This window comes from Streptomyces boluensis, from assembly GCF_009908195.1.
GTDB lineage: Bacteria > Actinomycetota > Actinomycetes > Streptomycetales > Streptomycetaceae > Streptomyces > Streptomyces boluensis.
In genome coordinates this window covers 1-14,365 of record NZ_JAAAHS010000188.1, presented here as the reverse complement: position 1 = coordinate 14,365, position 14,365 = coordinate 1, and the positions used below count along the sequence as shown (strand labels likewise).

At 71.3% G+C, this 14,365-nt stretch carries 15 protein-coding genes; 8 read left to right on the top strand and 7 right to left on the bottom strand.

Translation table 11 applies throughout. The annotated features are described in order from the left end of the window. The first annotated feature begins 37 nt into the window (after nucleotides 1–37). Together GUY60_RS22265 and GUY60_RS22260 are read left to right on the top strand one after the other, a co-directional pair. Nucleotides 38–898, top strand: coding sequence for an aldo/keto reductase (locus GUY60_RS22265; RefSeq protein WP_161700576.1), 861 nt, complete (start codon nucleotides 38–40; stop codon nucleotides 896–898). 174 nt (nucleotides 899–1,072) lie between these two features. Next, nucleotides 1,073–3,760, top strand: a complete 2,688-nt coding sequence (locus GUY60_RS22260) for a SpoIIE family protein phosphatase (RefSeq protein WP_312866387.1) — start codon at nucleotides 1,073–1,075, stop codon at nucleotides 3,758–3,760. 31 nt (nucleotides 3,761–3,791) lie between these two features. On the opposite strand, the gene GUY60_RS22255 is transcribed toward GUY60_RS22260, so the two are convergent. The 3 genes from GUY60_RS22255 to GUY60_RS22245 form a co-directional block, all read right to left on the bottom strand. After that, nucleotides 3,792–5,132, bottom strand: coding sequence for an SPFH domain-containing protein (locus GUY60_RS22255; protein ID WP_161700573.1), 1,341 nt, complete (start codon nucleotides 5,130–5,132; stop codon nucleotides 3,792–3,794). Continuing rightward, nucleotides 5,129–6,832: an SPFH domain-containing protein gene (locus GUY60_RS22250; RefSeq protein WP_161700571.1), complete on the bottom strand. Its 1,704-nt coding sequence runs from the start codon at nucleotides 6,830–6,832 to the stop codon at nucleotides 5,129–5,131. The genes GUY60_RS22255 and GUY60_RS22250 overlap by 4 nt, the downstream gene beginning before the upstream one ends. 314 nt (nucleotides 6,833–7,146) lie before the next feature. Then, nucleotides 7,147–7,356: a hypothetical protein gene (locus GUY60_RS22245; RefSeq protein WP_161700569.1), complete on the bottom strand. Its 210-nt coding sequence runs from the start codon at nucleotides 7,354–7,356 to the stop codon at nucleotides 7,147–7,149. An 84-nt stretch (nucleotides 7,357–7,440) separates the two neighbouring features. Here GUY60_RS22245 and GUY60_RS22240 point away from each other — a divergent pair, with 84 nt between their 5' ends. Beyond that, on the top strand, nucleotides 7,441–8,094 hold the full coding sequence (locus GUY60_RS22240) for a TetR/AcrR family transcriptional regulator (protein ID WP_161700567.1): 654 nt from the start codon (nucleotides 7,441–7,443) through the stop codon (nucleotides 8,092–8,094). Between the two features lie 83 nt (nucleotides 8,095–8,177). Further along, nucleotides 8,178–9,182 carry a DMT family transporter gene (locus GUY60_RS22235; RefSeq protein WP_161700578.1) on the top strand — a complete coding sequence of 335 codons (1,005 nt, stop codon included), beginning with the start codon at nucleotides 8,178–8,180 and terminating at the stop codon, nucleotides 9,180–9,182. Here the strand turns inward: GUY60_RS22235 and GUY60_RS22230 are convergent. Further along, nucleotides 9,088–9,975, bottom strand: coding sequence for a hypothetical protein (locus tag GUY60_RS22230; RefSeq protein ID WP_161700565.1), 888 nt, complete (start codon nucleotides 9,973–9,975; stop codon nucleotides 9,088–9,090). The two genes, GUY60_RS22235 and GUY60_RS22230, sit on opposite strands and share 95 nt — an antisense overlap. Before the next feature lie 41 nt (nucleotides 9,976–10,016). Beyond that, the gene (locus GUY60_RS22225) at nucleotides 10,017–10,469 is read right to left on the bottom strand and encodes an Lrp/AsnC family transcriptional regulator (RefSeq protein ID WP_161700563.1); all 453 of its coding nucleotides are present in this window, start codon (nucleotides 10,467–10,469) and stop codon (nucleotides 10,017–10,019) included. Between the two features lie 112 nt (nucleotides 10,470–10,581). Here GUY60_RS22225 and GUY60_RS22220 point away from each other — a divergent pair, with 112 nt between their 5' ends. After that, complete coding sequence (locus GUY60_RS22220) at nucleotides 10,582–11,199, top strand: LysE family translocator (protein ID WP_161700561.1); 618 nt, start codon at nucleotides 10,582–10,584, stop codon at nucleotides 11,197–11,199. A 40-nt stretch (nucleotides 11,200–11,239) separates the two neighbouring features. Here GUY60_RS22220 and GUY60_RS22215 read toward each other — a convergent pair whose 3' ends face one another. Further along, nucleotides 11,240–11,716, bottom strand: a complete 477-nt coding sequence (locus tag GUY60_RS22215; RefSeq protein ID WP_161700560.1) for a cupin domain-containing protein — start codon at nucleotides 11,714–11,716, stop codon at nucleotides 11,240–11,242. Nucleotides 11,717–11,870: 154 nt separating this feature from the next. Here GUY60_RS22215 and GUY60_RS22210 point away from each other — a divergent pair, with 154 nt between their 5' ends. The 3 genes from GUY60_RS22210 to GUY60_RS22200 all read left to right on the top strand — a co-directional run bounded on the left by GUY60_RS22210 (nucleotide 11,871) and on the right by GUY60_RS22200 (nucleotide 13,683). Beyond that, entirely contained in the window at nucleotides 11,871–12,407 is a 537-nt protein-coding gene (locus GUY60_RS22210) for a MarR family winged helix-turn-helix transcriptional regulator (RefSeq protein WP_161700558.1), read from the top strand. A 76-nt stretch (nucleotides 12,408–12,483) separates the two neighbouring features. Next, nucleotides 12,484–13,071 (top strand): HutD/Ves family protein, encoded by a 588-nt coding sequence (locus tag GUY60_RS22205; RefSeq protein WP_161700556.1) that lies wholly within the window; start codon nucleotides 12,484–12,486, stop codon nucleotides 13,069–13,071. A 165-nt stretch (nucleotides 13,072–13,236) separates the two neighbouring features. Beyond that, on the top strand, nucleotides 13,237–13,683 hold the full coding sequence (locus GUY60_RS22200; RefSeq protein WP_223178720.1) for a DUF6479 family protein: 447 nt from the start codon (nucleotides 13,237–13,239) through the stop codon (nucleotides 13,681–13,683). Between the two features lie 117 nt (nucleotides 13,684–13,800). Here the strand turns inward: GUY60_RS22200 and GUY60_RS22195 are convergent, their stop codons facing one another. After that, complete coding sequence (locus GUY60_RS22195; RefSeq protein WP_161700554.1) at nucleotides 13,801–14,349, bottom strand: GNAT family N-acetyltransferase; 549 nt, start codon at nucleotides 14,347–14,349, stop codon at nucleotides 13,801–13,803. Nucleotides 14,350–14,365 lie beyond the last annotated feature (16 nt).

Genomic DNA, 14,365 nt, shown 5'->3' with positions numbered 1-14,365 from the left:
CCGTACGACAGGCCCCACCCCGTACGAAGGAATGCCCATGCGGAACGTCACCCTCAGCAACGGCGTCGAGATGCCCGTCCTCGGCTTCGGCGTCTACCAGATCCCGCCCGAGCAGACCGAGCAGGCCGTCTCCGATGCTCTCGTCGCCGGGTACCGGCTGCTCGACACGGCCGCTGCGTACGGAAACGAGGAGGCCGTCGGCCGCGCCATCAAGGGCAGCGGCATCCCGCGCGCCGAGCTGTTCGTCACCACCAAGCTGTGGGTCCAGGAGGCCCCCGCCCAGGACAACGCCCTGCGCGCCTTCGAGACCTCCTTGGGCAGGCTCGGTCTCGACTACCTCGACCTGTATCTGATGCATCAGCCGTACGGCGATGTGTACGGGCAGTGGCGGACCATGGAGGCCGTCCAGCACGAGGGTCTGGCGAAGGCGATCGGTGTCGCCAACTTCTATCCCGACCGGCTCCTCGACCTGATCATCAACAACGAACTCGCCCCCGCCGTCAACCAGATCGAGACCCACCCGTTCTTCCAGCGCGCCGCCTACCAGGACCTGATGCGCGAGCACGGCGTCCAGATCCAGTCCTGGGGCGGCTTCGCCGAGGGCCGCAACAACCTGTTCAGCAACCCGCTGCTCAGCGAGATCGGCGCCGAGCACGGAAAGTCCGTCGCGCAGGTCGTGCTTCGCTGGCTCATTCAGCGCGATGTCGTCGCCATCCCCAAGTCGGTACGCGCCGAGCGCATGGCGGAGAACTTCGACATCTTCGACTTCGACCTCACCGCCGACCAGATGGCCCGGATCGCCACCCTGGACACCGGGGCGTCGCTGTTCTTCGACCACCACGACCCGGCGATGGTCGTCCGGCTCGGCGGTCACCGCCTCAGGGGACGAACGGAATGAGCGGAGCGAATCTCGCCCCGCGGCAGGCCGTCCGCGAGTGGGAAAATGAACGAAATGAGGAATTTCCGCCGTTTCTCAAGGCGATCAGAGGGCGGGCCGGAGCGCCCGCCCCACTCGCCCGAAGCGCACCCGCGCCCGCGCCCGCGTTCACGTCCGCGTCCGCGTCTGCGGTCCGTGCTGAGCCCGCGCAGCGTCGCGGGCCAGGTGTTTCTGCTCCAGGTCGGCGTCGTCGTCCTGCTCGTCGTCGCGACTGTGACGGCGCTCGTCCTGCAGGCCCGGTACCAAGGCACCCAAGCCGCCCGTGACCAGGTGCTCAGCACCGGCGCGGCGTTCGCGAACGCCCCCGGCACGGCCGAGGCGATCGACGGCCCCGACCCGACCGGTGAACTGCAGCCGCGCGCCGAGGCGGCCCGCAAGAGGTCCGGCGTCGACAACATGGTGGTGTCCACCCCGGCCGGGATCCGGCTCGCCCACCGCGACCCCGCCCTGATCGGCAAACACGTCGTCGGCCCGTTCGAGCCCGCGGCCCGCGGCTACGCCATCACGCAGATCAACGAAGGCCCGATCGGCCGGACCGTGTACGCCGCCGTCCCCGTCTTCCGGGCCGACGGCTCCGTCGCCGGCATCGTCTACCCCGAGATCACCGTCAAGAACGTCAACGCCGCGGTCGGCCGGCAGCTCCCCGTCCTCTTCGCCGCGGCGGGCGGCGCGCTCGTCCTCGCCGGGTTCGGGGCCGCCCTGGTCAGCGGGCGGCTGCGGCGCCAGACCCGGGGCCTCGGCCCCACCGAGATCACCCGGATGTACGAGCACCACGACGCCGTCCTGCACGCCGTCCGCGAAGGCGTCCTCATCGTCGGCGGCGACGGCCGGCTGCTCCTCGCCAACGACGAGGCACGCCGCCTCCTCGCCCTGCCCGCCGACGCGGAACGGCACCCGGTCACCGCACTCGACCTGGAGCCCGGCATCGGCGAACTCCTCGCCGCCGGGCGGACGGCCAGCGACGAAGTGCACCCGGCGGGCGACCGGCTGCTCGCCGTCAACGTACGACCCGTCACCCCCGACGGCCGCACCTCCGGCTGCGTGGCCACCCTGCGCGACACCACCGAACTCCGCGCCCTGACCGGCCGAGCCGAGGTCGCCCGCGAACGGCTGCAGATCCTCTACGACGCCGGGGTACGGGTCGGCACCACCCTGGACGTGGTGCGCACCGCCGAGGAAGTGGCCCAGGTCGCGGTTCCCCGGTTCGCCGACCTGGTCACCGTCGAACTGCTCGAGCCGGTGCTGCGCGGCGAGGAACCCGACGGGACGAGCACCGAGATGCGCCGCACCGCCATGGTCGGCCCGGACGGGGACCAGCCGTTCCACCCCGTGGGCGAACTGATCCGGTTCGTGCCCACCGCGCCCGCGGCCCTCGGCATCAACAGCGGGCACGCCGTACTCGTACCGGACCTGGCCGCCGACCAGGACTGGCGCACCCAGCACCCCGCACGCGCCCGCGACATCCTGCAGCAGGGCTTCCACTCGATGATCTCCGCGCCGCTCGGGGCCAGGGGGCGGATCCTGGGGACGGCCACCTTCTGGCGGCAGGGCGACTCCCCGCCCTTCGAGGCGGACGACTCGACCTTCGCCGAGGAACTGGCCGCCAGGGCCGCCATGTCCATCGACAACGCCCGCCGCTACACCCGCGAGCACACCCTCGCCGTCACCCTGCAACGCAGCCTGCTGCCGCGCGCCCTGCCCGCCCCGACCGCCCTCGACGTGGCCCACCGCTACCTGCCCGCGCAGGGCGGCGCGGGCGGCGACTGGTACGACGTCATCGCGCTGCCCGGCGCGCGCGTCGCCCTGGTCGTGGGTGATGTGGTCGGGCACGGCCTGCACGCGGCGGCCACCATGGGACGGCTGCGCACCGCGGTGCACAACTTCTCCGCGCTCGACCTGCCGCCCGACGAACTCCTCGCCCACCTCGACGAGTTGGTGGCCGACATCGACACCGCGGAGGCCACGGACAGCGACGAGCCGGACATCACCGGCGCCACGTTCCTCTACGCGATCTACGACCCGGCCGCCGGGGTGTGCACCGTCGCCCGTGCCGGGCACCTCGGCCCTGCCCTCGTCCAGCCCGACGGTTCCGTCACCTTCCCCGACGTGCCCGTGTCGCCGCCCCTCGGGCTCGGCGCCGGGCTGCCGATCGAGACGGCCACGCTGCGGCTGCCCGCCGGTTCGCGGCTCGTCCTGTTCACCGACGGGCTCGTCGAGAACCGCGACCGGGACATCGACACCGGCCTCGCGCTGCTGCGCGGCGTCCTCGCCGAGGGCCCCGACCGCGACCCGGAGGAGACCTGTACCGCCGTCGTGGACGCGCTGTGGCCCGAGCGCCCCTCCGACGACATCGCGCTCCTGGTCGCCCGCACCCGGCTCCTCGACCCGGAGCAGGTCGCCTCCTGGGACGTGCCGGACGACCCGGCCGCCGTATCCCGGATCCGGGCCGACGTCACCCGCCGACTCGAGGCCTGGGGGCTCGAAGACGCCGCGTTCGCCACCGAGTTGATCGTCAGCGAGCTCGTCACCAACGCCATCCGCTACGGCATCCCGCCGCTCAGGCTGCGGCTCCTGAACGACGACCGCACCCTGATCTGCGAGGTCTCGGACGCCAGCAGCACGTCGCCGCACCTGCGCCGCGCGGCCACCACCGACGAGGGCGGCCGCGGCCTGTTCCTGGTGGCCCAGTGCTCCACCCGCTGGGGCACCCGCTACACCGCCCGAGGCAAGGTCATCTGGACCGAACAGTCCCTCCTGGAGCCCGAACCCGAACCAGAGGTGGCCGTGGACACGCTCCTCGACCAGTGGTCCGACGACGACTGACGCCGCCGGACCACAGGCCTGCTCCTCGGCCCTACTCCTCGCCGTCGGCGTCCTCCCCGCGCACCAGGTTCCCCAACTGCCGGGCGTCAACGGCGGGCAGCGCCTGGGGAGTTGATGTCAGCCGGGGGAGCAGTTGCGCCGCGAGCAGCGTCGACAGGGCCGAGGTGTCGCCGCCGCCGTCGGTGCGTACGACCACCGGCTGCGGCGCCTTCGAGGCGAGCTCCGCGCCCACTTCGAGGCGACGGCGGGCCAGTTCGTACTGGAGCACCGCACGGTTGTCGCGGTACGCCTTGGCGAGGGCGCGCTGCGCGCGGGCCTCGTTCTCGGCGGAGATCAGACCGCTGCGGCCACGCGTCTCGATCTCGAAGCGCACCCGCTGGGCGTTGGTCTCCTGCTGCTCGAGGAGCTGCGCGACCTCCTCGCGGGCCCGGTTCAGGGCGGCCTTCACCTCGACGATGCGGGCGTCGCGGACCTTCTTGGCCCGCTCGATGTCCATACCGAGCTGGTCGATACGGCGCTTGCGGGTCAGGCCCCACTCCTGCTCGTACGCCGTGCGCTCCTTGGCGACCTGCTCACGGGTGGCCAGGTGCTGCTGGTACTGCGCGGGCAGCTGCACATCGGGGATGTTGGAGCCGGTGATGCGCACCCCGTAGCGGGAGAGCTGACGGTTGAGCAGCTCCTGCATGTCGGCCACGTCCGAGCCGCGCAGGTCGTACGCCCGCTCGGTGTGGATGAGCCGGGCGCGCTGCCGGATCGCGTCCTGCACGGCGCTGGAGAGCACCAGGTCGAAGTTGCCCGCGCCGATGGTCCGCACGAAGTGCACCGCGTCCGTGATGCGGAACTTCAGGAAGAACTCGATCGACCGCAGCGGCACGTTCTCCTGCGTCGGGCAGGCCATCACCGGCGCGGAGTACGGGATCTCGGTGGCCACGTCGACCACGAAGTCCACCCGCGACCACGGGTGCCACAGGTAGTGCCGGCCCGCGTCCAGAGTGCGGGTGACCGCGCCGTACCGGGTCAGGACACCGTTGGTGCCCTGCTCGATCTCGACGATCGAGGAGCGCCACCACCACAGGCCGCCGATAAGCAGCAGCACCACACCGCCGATGTACGAGATGGCGGCGAGCGCGCCGTACGCGAGGTCGGACACCCCGTCCGTACCGGCGCCGCGCAGGCTCAGCATCACACCGCTGAGCAGGGCGAAGACGCCGAGCCACAGCGGCAGCATCCACCACAGCCTGCGCCGGTGCCGGGGAATGATCACGGGGATCAGCGTGCCGGCCTCGCCGCCACGGAGGAGCTGGGCGATATCGCTCCAGGCGGCCACCCGCTCGGAGATGACCGACCGCTGCTGGGAACGTGCGCTGCTCACTGGCCGGCCTCCTCGGACGACTCGTCCGTCCCGATCGTGGCGATCGTCTCGTTGTCCGGGGAGTCCGCGGCGACGGTGCCGGGGACCTCGGTGCGGGCCGCGGGCACGGTGGGACGCTCCGTCTCGACGGCCTGCAGGAGCGCGTTGATCTCCGTCTCCCGTGCGGCGATCCGGTCGTTGACCTCGCCGAGCCGGGCCCGTACGGCCGCCATGTCCTCGTCGGAGAACAGCTCCGTGCCGCGCTCGCCCACCAACTCGCGGGCCAGCTGCAGGAAGTCGACGCCTGCCGCGCCGTCGCCGTCCGCCGAACCGCCGATGCGCACCAGGCGCGGCAGATGGTCGGCGACCTGCTCCAGGGTGTCGAACACCTGCTGCTGGTAGCGGTATTCGAGGATCTCCGGCGCCTCCGCCGCGGTGACCGCGCGGATGTCGAGCGCCTGCGCCTCCAGGAGCGCGGCGTTCGCCTTGGCCTCCGACTCGGCCTGTACGTAACGCTGGCGGGCCAGGGCGTGGGCGCGGTTGGTCTCGCGCTCCACGGCGGTGTCCATCTGCGCCTGGTACTGCGCGATGTCGGCCTGGATCGCGGACAGCGTCTCCTGGCTGGTCGCCAGCTCCTTGCTCAGATCGCCCTCGTCCTGCTCCTTGCGCAACTGCAGCGCGTACTCGTGGGTGTACGCCTCCTTGGCGACCCGCACCATCTCCGGGGCCGCCAGGTCCATGCGGTAGTTACGGTCGGACGGCTCGGCGTGCGTGATGTTGGCGTTGGTCAGCTCGACGGCCGGACGGAACTGCTGGTTCAGCTGCTCCAGGAGCCGCCCGGTGTCCTCGCCGACCATGTCGTAGATCCCGGCCGCCTCCTGCTCGTAGATGAGGGAGCGGATGGTCTCGCTGACGGCGTTGCTGAGCTTCTCCTCGAAGCCGCGCACCGCGCCGAGGGTGTACACGAACTCGGTCGGGTCGCTGATCCGGAACTGGATGAACAGGTCGATCGACGCCTTCACGCCGCCCTTGGTCGGGGCCTCGCGCACAGGTGCGTTGAAGGGGTACTCACGCGTCGTGTTGACGATGTACGACACCCGCTTCCACGGGCTCAGCAGCACGACCCGGCCGGGCCCGACGACCTTCTCCAGCTTGCCGAAGCGGGTGATCAGGGCGTGGCAGCCGTCCGGCACCATCACCATGCCCTGGCGCCACCACACGAAGGCGACGGCGAGCACCGCGATGACCCAGTAGTGCAGGCCGAACAGCGGGTTGGTGAGCGGCGAGTCGTCCGTCGCCGCGACCACCACGGTCCCGACCACACCGAGCACGGGCAGCATCAGAACCGGCAGCATGCTCAGGAACGAACGGCCCCTGGGCAGCACCATCGGGCAGATGGCGTGCACCTTCTCAAGGCCGTCGCGCTGCTGCTCACTGCGGTTCAGGGCCTCGCCCGCGTCGTCGAGCGACACGGTCTTCTGCACCATGACGGTGTCGATGGAGCCGCCCTGCTCGCGCGCGGCGGGGAAGTCCGCGGGGTCCATGCCCTGTTCTTCGGCCTCGTCGTACCGGCCCTCACCGGAGCCCGCGCCCTTGCCCCGGCCCTTGCCGGAGAGCCCGGCCCGCCGCCGTACCTCGTCCTCGGCCAACTGCCGCGGATCGGCACCGGACGCCACGGCCTCAGCCACGCCCCGCACTCTGTGTGCCCGCGCTCGCGCCACGTCTTCCCCCACTTCTGTCGCTGTTCTCGTCTCCGCAGACGCCGCTGCACGGCCCTGCCGCGCGCTCATCCCACACCATGGGTTCCGCGCGCCCGGCAGCGGGCTTCGTACCCGGCCACCGCCGCTCCGGAAGACGGGGAGCGGAACGGGAAGGTTCCCCGACCGTGCCGGGGCCTGGAGGCGACGCGCAGGCCGAGTTTGTCATGTGCGTGCCCGGCGAGGCATTGCCCGGTACCGGCGGCCCTGACGAGGAGTGGATTGCCCGGTACCGGTGGCCTTGACGAGGAGCGGTCAGGGGCGGCCTCGCGGAGCGGTCAGGCGGCCTCGTAGTGGTGGGCGTGGCCGCCGCGCCACGTCACCCACGCCTCGTCGTCCAGGATCCGCCCGGCCTCGGGCAGCCCGGCCCGGCGCAGGAACTCGATCAGGTCCTGGTCACTGTGAGCGAGCCCGAGGATCTCGCCGCCCGCGGTGACCCGGCGCCCCCCGGTTCCTTGCGGCGGGTGGACGACTACCGGGGCATTCATACCCCCAGAGTGCTCCTTCCTGGCGCGGGCGGCACCGCACTCCGTTAACTAGGTAGACTGATCTACCCAATTAAGGAGTCCGGGATGAGTGAGAGCGGAAGCGGGGCCGGGGCCGAGGCTTCGGGGGCGCCGCCCAGGAAACGGCGGGGCGCCGCGCGTCAGCGGTTGCTCGACGCGGCGGCGCGACGCTTCTACGCGGACGGGGTGGCGGCGACCGGCATCGACACCATCACCGCCGAGGCGGGCGTCGCGAAGATGAGCCTCTACAACAACTTCTCCTCCAAGTCCGACCTGGTCAGGGCCTACCTCGATGCCCGGCACGAGGAGTGGCTCGACCTCTACCGGCGACGCCTCGAAGCGGCCGACGGCGGCCGTGGCACCGGCCGTGGCACCGGGCGCGACGGTGTGTTCGCCGTGTTCGACGCGTACGCCGATCACGCGGCCCACGCCTACGAGCACGGCTTCCGCGGCTGCGGCCTGCTGAACGCGGCGGCCGAGCTGCCCGCGGGGGACGAGGGGCGGGCCGTGGTGCGCCGGCACAAGGAAGAGGTCGAGGCGCTGCTCGCCGGACACCTCGACGAGCTGCTGCCCGAGCGGCCCGAGGAGGCGCGGGCGCTCGCGGAGCACCTGGCTTTCCTCCTTGAGGGTGCGATGACCCGCGCGGGACTCGAGGGCGCGGGTACGCGGATCGAGCACGCGCGGACGATCGCGGCTGACCTGCTGGACCGACGACTGTGACGCGGCCCGTGGAACAGCGGCGCGCAGAGCAGCGGCCGCGTGCGGGGCGGGCGTCGGGATCCGTCGGCGTGGGGGCGCTCTGTGTGCTCGCCGCGTCCGTGTTGTGGGGCACCACAGGGACCGCCGCGACCTTCGCTCCCGGTGTGGGGCCGCTCGCGATCGGGGCCGTCGCCATGGGGCTCGGCGGACTCCTCCAGGCCCTGGTCGCCGCCCCGCGCATCGCCAGGGAAGCACCTCAACTGCGGGCGCGGCGCGGGGTGTTGCTGCTCGGCGCGGTCGCGGTGGCCGTCTACCCGCTCGCGTTCTACAGCTCCATGCACCTCGCCGGGGTCGCCGCCGGCACGGTGGTGTCCATCGGCTCGGCCCCGCTCGCCTCGGCCCTCGTCGAACGTGTCGTGGACGGGCGCGGACTGACCCGCCGCTGGCTGCTCGGCGCCACGCTCGGCCTGAGCGGGACGGCGCTGCTGTGCGTGGCCGAGGCGGCCCAGGCGCACTCCGGCACGGGTGGCCGGTCCGTGGGGGAGACGGTGCTCGGTGTCGGGCTCGGCCTGCTCGCCGGGCTCACCTATGCCCTGTACGCGTGGGCGGCGCACCGGCTGATCAGCGGCGGGGTCTCCGCGGGCGCAGCGATGGGCGGCGTCTTCGGCCTCGGCGGTGTGCTCCTGCTGCCGGTCCTCCTGGTCACCGGCGCGCCGCTGCTCGACTCCTGGCCGAACGCGGCGGTCGGCGCCTACATGGCCCTCGTTCCCATGTTCCTCGGGTACGTCCTGTTCGGCTGGGGCCTGGCGCACGTCCCGGCGAGCACCGCGACGACGCTCTCGCTCCTCGAACCCGCCGTCGCCGCAGTGCTCGCCGTCCTGGTCGTGGGCGAACGGCTGCCACCCCTCGGGTGGGGCGGCATCGCGCTCGTCGTCGGCTGCCTCGCCGTACTCACGATGCCCGCACCCACGATGCCCGCGCGCAGGGCACCGCGACGGGCGGACGCCCAGGTGGTCACAGACTCCGGTACGTCACAAGCGGCCGGGTCCCGCCCAGCTCACGCAGAGACATGGGCCCGTCCGGATTCGCCACCACGTACTCGGAGTTGAACTCCTCGGGCGGGCAGTGCTTCGTCCTCTCGCCCGCCAACAGCGTGCCCTCGCGCGGCTGGACCCGGTCCTTCCAGATGTTGGTGAGGTCCATGTGGACCTCGCACCGGGTGCCCTCGACCGTCTCGACCGTCGCCGTCGCGGGCCGGTCGGGCGCGGCCTGCCGGAACGTCACCCGGTGGCTGCCGTCCTCGGCACGCCAGGTGCCGAGGAACCGCGCGTCCAGCTTCTTGTACGTGGTCGTCCGCTTGCCGAAACCCTCGCCTGCGCGCCAGGGCAGCGTCGTCGTACTGGACCACGAGGCGGAGCGGAACGTGACCGCGCCCCCGTCGGCGGCGATGCCGACCCGCTCCCAGCCGTCCAGGTCCCGCGAGATGTGGGTGTCCCAGGCGTCGAACCGGCCGGTGCCGACGGCGGCGACGGCCTGCGCCGGGGGCTCGCCGTCCCGGCAGTACGGGCCGAATCCGGCGCGCACGGTGACGGTGCCGCGCCGGGCCTTCAGGTCGATGCCCCGGCACGGCTCGGTCTTGGTGGCGTGCACGGTCCGCGACTGTGACCAGGGCGCGCCCTTCGCCTTCTGGTGTCGTTCGAGCAGGCCCGTGCCGTCCTCGTAGTGCAGGGACACGCGGCGTCCGTCGGACAGTTCGACGACCGCCTCGTCGTCGGTGTCCTTCACGATCCTGGGCTTCGCGCCGCCGCCCGTGCCCGCCTTCGCGTCGTCCTGGCAGCCGGTGAGGAGGGGCGTGGCGAGCAGAGCCGCACCGACCGCCCCGAAGAGAACCCTGCGTCGCATGTGCATCCTCGTTCGGTACCTGTTCACTGTTCGATACCTGTTCACTGGGGCAGCGGGCGGTCGTGGACGACGTTCTTCATGACAAGCGTGGAGGTCAGCCGCTGCACACCGGGCAGCTTGGCCAACTGCTCGTCGTAGAGCTGCCGGTACGCCGCCAGGTCGGCGGTGGCGACCCGCAGCAGGTAGTCCGGCTCGCCGAACAGCCGCTGGGCCTGGATCACATGCGGCACGGCGGCCACCGCCTCCTCGAACGCGGCGACCGTGTCCCGGTCCTCCCAGCGCAGCGTGGCGAAGACCAGCGCCTCGAAGTCCAGGCCGACGGCCGCCGGGTCGACGACCGCGCGGTACCCCTGGATCGCCCCCGCGCGTTCCAGGTCACGCAACCTGCGATGGCACGGCGAGACGCTCAGCCGCACGCGCGCCGCCAGCTCGGTGACCGTCAGACGGCCGTCGAGCTGCAGCTCGGTCAGAATCTTCCGGTCCAGGGCGTCCATGGAGAAGATTCTCCCTCACCAGACGCGATCATGGAGAAAAGACAGAAACATATTCGGGCGTTTCACGCCTAATCTTCCCTCGCAGAGCAAGAAATTTGAGAGGGAACGATCCATGGATACGACGACGGTGGCGGCATTTCTGGCAGTGGACCTGCTGTTGGTCCTCACGCCGGGCGCGGACTGGGCGTACGCCATCGCCGCCGGACTGCGGGACCGCTCGGTCGTCCCGGCGGTCGCCGGGCTGATAGCCGGGTACGCGGGCTACACTCTGCTCGCCGTGGCCGGACTCGTGATGATCGTGGCGAGCTCGTCGTCCGTCCTCACCGCACTGACCGTCGCCGGATCCGTCTACCTGATGTGGCTCGGCGTCGGAGTGCTGCGCCGCCCCGCCACCCCGGTCGCGGCCACCGAGGTGGTGTCGGCCTCGCGGCGACAGGTCGCGCTCAAGGGCGTCGGCATCAGCAGCCTCAACCCCAAGGCGCTGCTGCTGTACTTCTCGCTGTTCCCGCAGTTCATCGACTCAGCGAGCCGCTGGCCCGTCGCCGCGCAGACCGGGCTGCTCGGTGCGCTCCACATGGCCGCGTGTGCCGTGGTCTACCTCGGTGTCGGCGTGCTGGCCCGCACCGTCCTGAAGGCCAGGCCCTCGGCGGCGCGGGCCGTGACGAGGGCGTCCGGGGCCATGATGCTCCTCATCGGCGCGTTCCTGCTCGCGGAACGCCTCGCCCAGTGAACTCCCGGCAACGGGAGGGGAGTTGGCGAAGGATCGACGGTCAGACGAAGAAGCTGTCGTGCCGGACGAAGAACTCCGCGCGCTCCTCCTCGCGGAGCCCGGCCAGCTCGGTGACGCCCTCGAAGTAGTCCTCGCGGGGTGCGCCGGGGGCGAACAGCATGAGCATCGAGGCGGGTTCACCGGACTCGTTGCGGAACGCGTGCAGCCCGCCGACCGGCACGTACAGGTAGTCGCCCGCGGTGGCGTCGATCCAGCGGCTGCCGTCGTAGAGGCGCATCGTGCCGGACAGGACGAAGAACGACTCCGACATCGCCTTGTGGAAGTGCGTGCTCGGACCGCCGAACTCCGGCCCCATGTCCACGCGGTACAGGCCGTACTCGCCGCTGGTGGAGACCGTCGTGGACAGGTAGTGGTACGAGGTGCCGGCGGCGGTGAAGTCGGGTGCGGCGCTCGCGGGCCGGAAGTCGGCACTGATCTCGCCGCGCTCGCCGAAGTAGCGGGGGTCGGGATAGGACACGGTTACTCCTTGGACGTACCGAAGGGGTCAGTGGCAGAGGTGGCTGAGGGGTAGCTGAGAGCCGATTAAGTGAGTGCTAAGCTAGTTCGCACTTGCGTGAGTGTCAATTAAATGAGCGCTCATCTATCGCTCAGCTATCTGCTCGGGAGGGTCCATGGCGGACGAGGTGGCCGACGAGGCGGCCGGAGACGCGGTCGAAGCGGTGCTCGATCAGTGGCGTCGGGAGTGCCCGGAGCTGGACTTCTCGCCGGTCGGTGTCGTCGGCCGGATCATGCGGCTGTCCCGGCTCTGGGACAAGGAGATCAAGGGGTTCCTCGCCCAACACGGCCTGGAGCCGGGCGAGTTCGACATCCTGTCCACGCTGCGCCGCTCCGGTGCGCCCTACGAGCTGACCGCCGGGACCTTCCTCAAGGCGTCGCTCGTCACCACCGGGGCGATCACGCTCCGGGTCGACCGCATGGCCGCCAAGAACCTGGTCACGCGCGTGCCCGACGCCGTCGACCGCCGCTCGGTCAGGATCCGGCTCACCCCTGAAGGCCTGGAGGTGATCGACCGGGTGCTGCCGCTCCACCTCGCCAACGAGGCCCGCCTCCTGCGCGGACTCGACGCCGACGGCCGTACGGAACTCGCCGCCACCCTCGCCGAGTTGCTCACGTCGTACGGGGACGTCCCGGCCGACACCGCCCGCTGAGGCCCGCCCCGACCGGCCGGTGTGACCCGAGCCGTCAGCAGGTCAAGTCCCTACCAGAGAAGACGAGTCGTTCACCATGTCCTCCGCGCACCAGCCCTCCGCCCCCGTTGCCGCCCGGGTGATCCGGACCGCCGAGCTCGCCCCGCAGCCGTGGGCCAACGGGCGCGGCCGCACGCGTGAGGTGTACCGCCAACTCGCCGCAGGATCAACGGAGTCGACGCTGTGGCGGCTCAGCCTCGCCGACATCGAGGCGACCGGCCCGTTCTCGTCGCTGCCGGGCATGGACCGGTATCTGCTGTCGGCCGCGCCCGTACGCCTGCGGCTCTCCATCGACGGCACCGAGCACGAGCTCCGGCACACCCAGGTCGTGTCGTTCGCCGGGGACGCGCGGGTGAGCACGGTCGCCGTGGAGGGGTGCGCGCAGGCGCTCAACCTCATGGTGCGTACGGGGCTGCGCGGCGGGATCGAGGTGCTCAGGGGCGACGCGGACCTGCCGGTCACGGTGGCCACCGCCGCCACCATCGCGTACGTGGTGCTCGACGGGACCGTGACGCTCGACGGCCGCCCCCTCCGGCGCCTCGACGCGGTCCTCCCCGGCGCCGAGGAGAGCGCCCTGGTGCTGCGGGACGCCGTGGTCGCGCGTATCCAGGTGGAAGTCCCCTGACCCGCCGTTCCTGTGCGGGCGCATACTGGAAGTAATTCCGGGACTGGATGCTCGCCCCTCGACAGAGCGTTCCGGTAATCCCTCGGGCACAATGAGTACGGGCTTTTCTCGGGCCGGAGCGGAAAAGGTGGCCCGGGTGATCAGCACGAAGAGAAGGAGGATCGCATGGCGAACTCCGATTTCGGACTGTACGAGCTGGCTGTGAACGGTTCGACCTTCGGGAAGATCGGCGCCCTGCTCGGTGGCCTCATCATTGTCGGTGCGCTGATCTGGTCGTTCTGGATCGGCGACGTGGTGCGTTCGCGGGAGCCGAGGGCGCCGACAGCGGAGGAGCAGCCGCATCTGCCGGAGGGCGGAGCGGTCCGCGAGGTCCGGGAGATGCGCGAGCCGGACGAGGTGCCGCACGCCAAGAACGAGAGTGAGCGGCTGATGCCGTACAACCTGCACTCTTCGGGCGACCGGCGCAGCGACAACCAGGACTCGCCGCGCTGGGGCAGGGGCCTCGGCTCCTACGGAAGCGGCGAACCCGAAACGCCGCACGGAGAGCAGCAGCCGAATCCACCGGAAAGCCCGCGGGAAGTCCCGCATGACAAACCGCAGGCGAATGCGTAACCGGAAGAGTTCCTGAGGAAGACCGCGTCGGCGGAGGAGAACTCCGCCGACGCGGTGCTGTGTTGAGTTGTTCCGTCGGCGCGTATCAGGACATCCGCGTATCAGGGCAACGGCGTATCAGGACAATGGCATCTCGAAATGCACCGTCCCCACCCCGGCCCCGTGTTCGCCGGTGCCGCGCGCGTCGAACACCTCCTTCGCCAGTCCGCGCCAAAAGGCCTCCGCGCCCTCGACGTTGACGTTGGTGTGCAGATACAGGCAGTCGTATCCCGGAGTCGTCGCGGCGAAGTCGCGGGCCCGGTGCACCAGGGTGCGGGCGAGGCCGTGGCGGCGGTGGTCCGGGTGGACGTAGACGCGGACGAGCTGGGCGGTGCTGCCCGAGGGGTAGCGCTCGGCGAGCCAGCGCGGGTGCGGCGGATGGGCCGGGCCCGCGGACCGCACGCCGGTCGTGGCCACCACCTCGCCGTCGTACAGCGCGACCAGGAGCAGATGCCGGGGGTCGGTCAGATAGGTGGCGTCGAGCTCGATGACATCCCGGTGCCAGGCGGGCACGTAGCCGTACCCGAAGTCCCGGTAGAACGTGTCGAGCATCAGCCGGCGCGCGCCCGGCACATCGGCCGGGGTGGCGGGGCGGATCGTGTACGGAGGGTGCGGGGTGCGGCTCATCGTGGTGGTTCCTGTC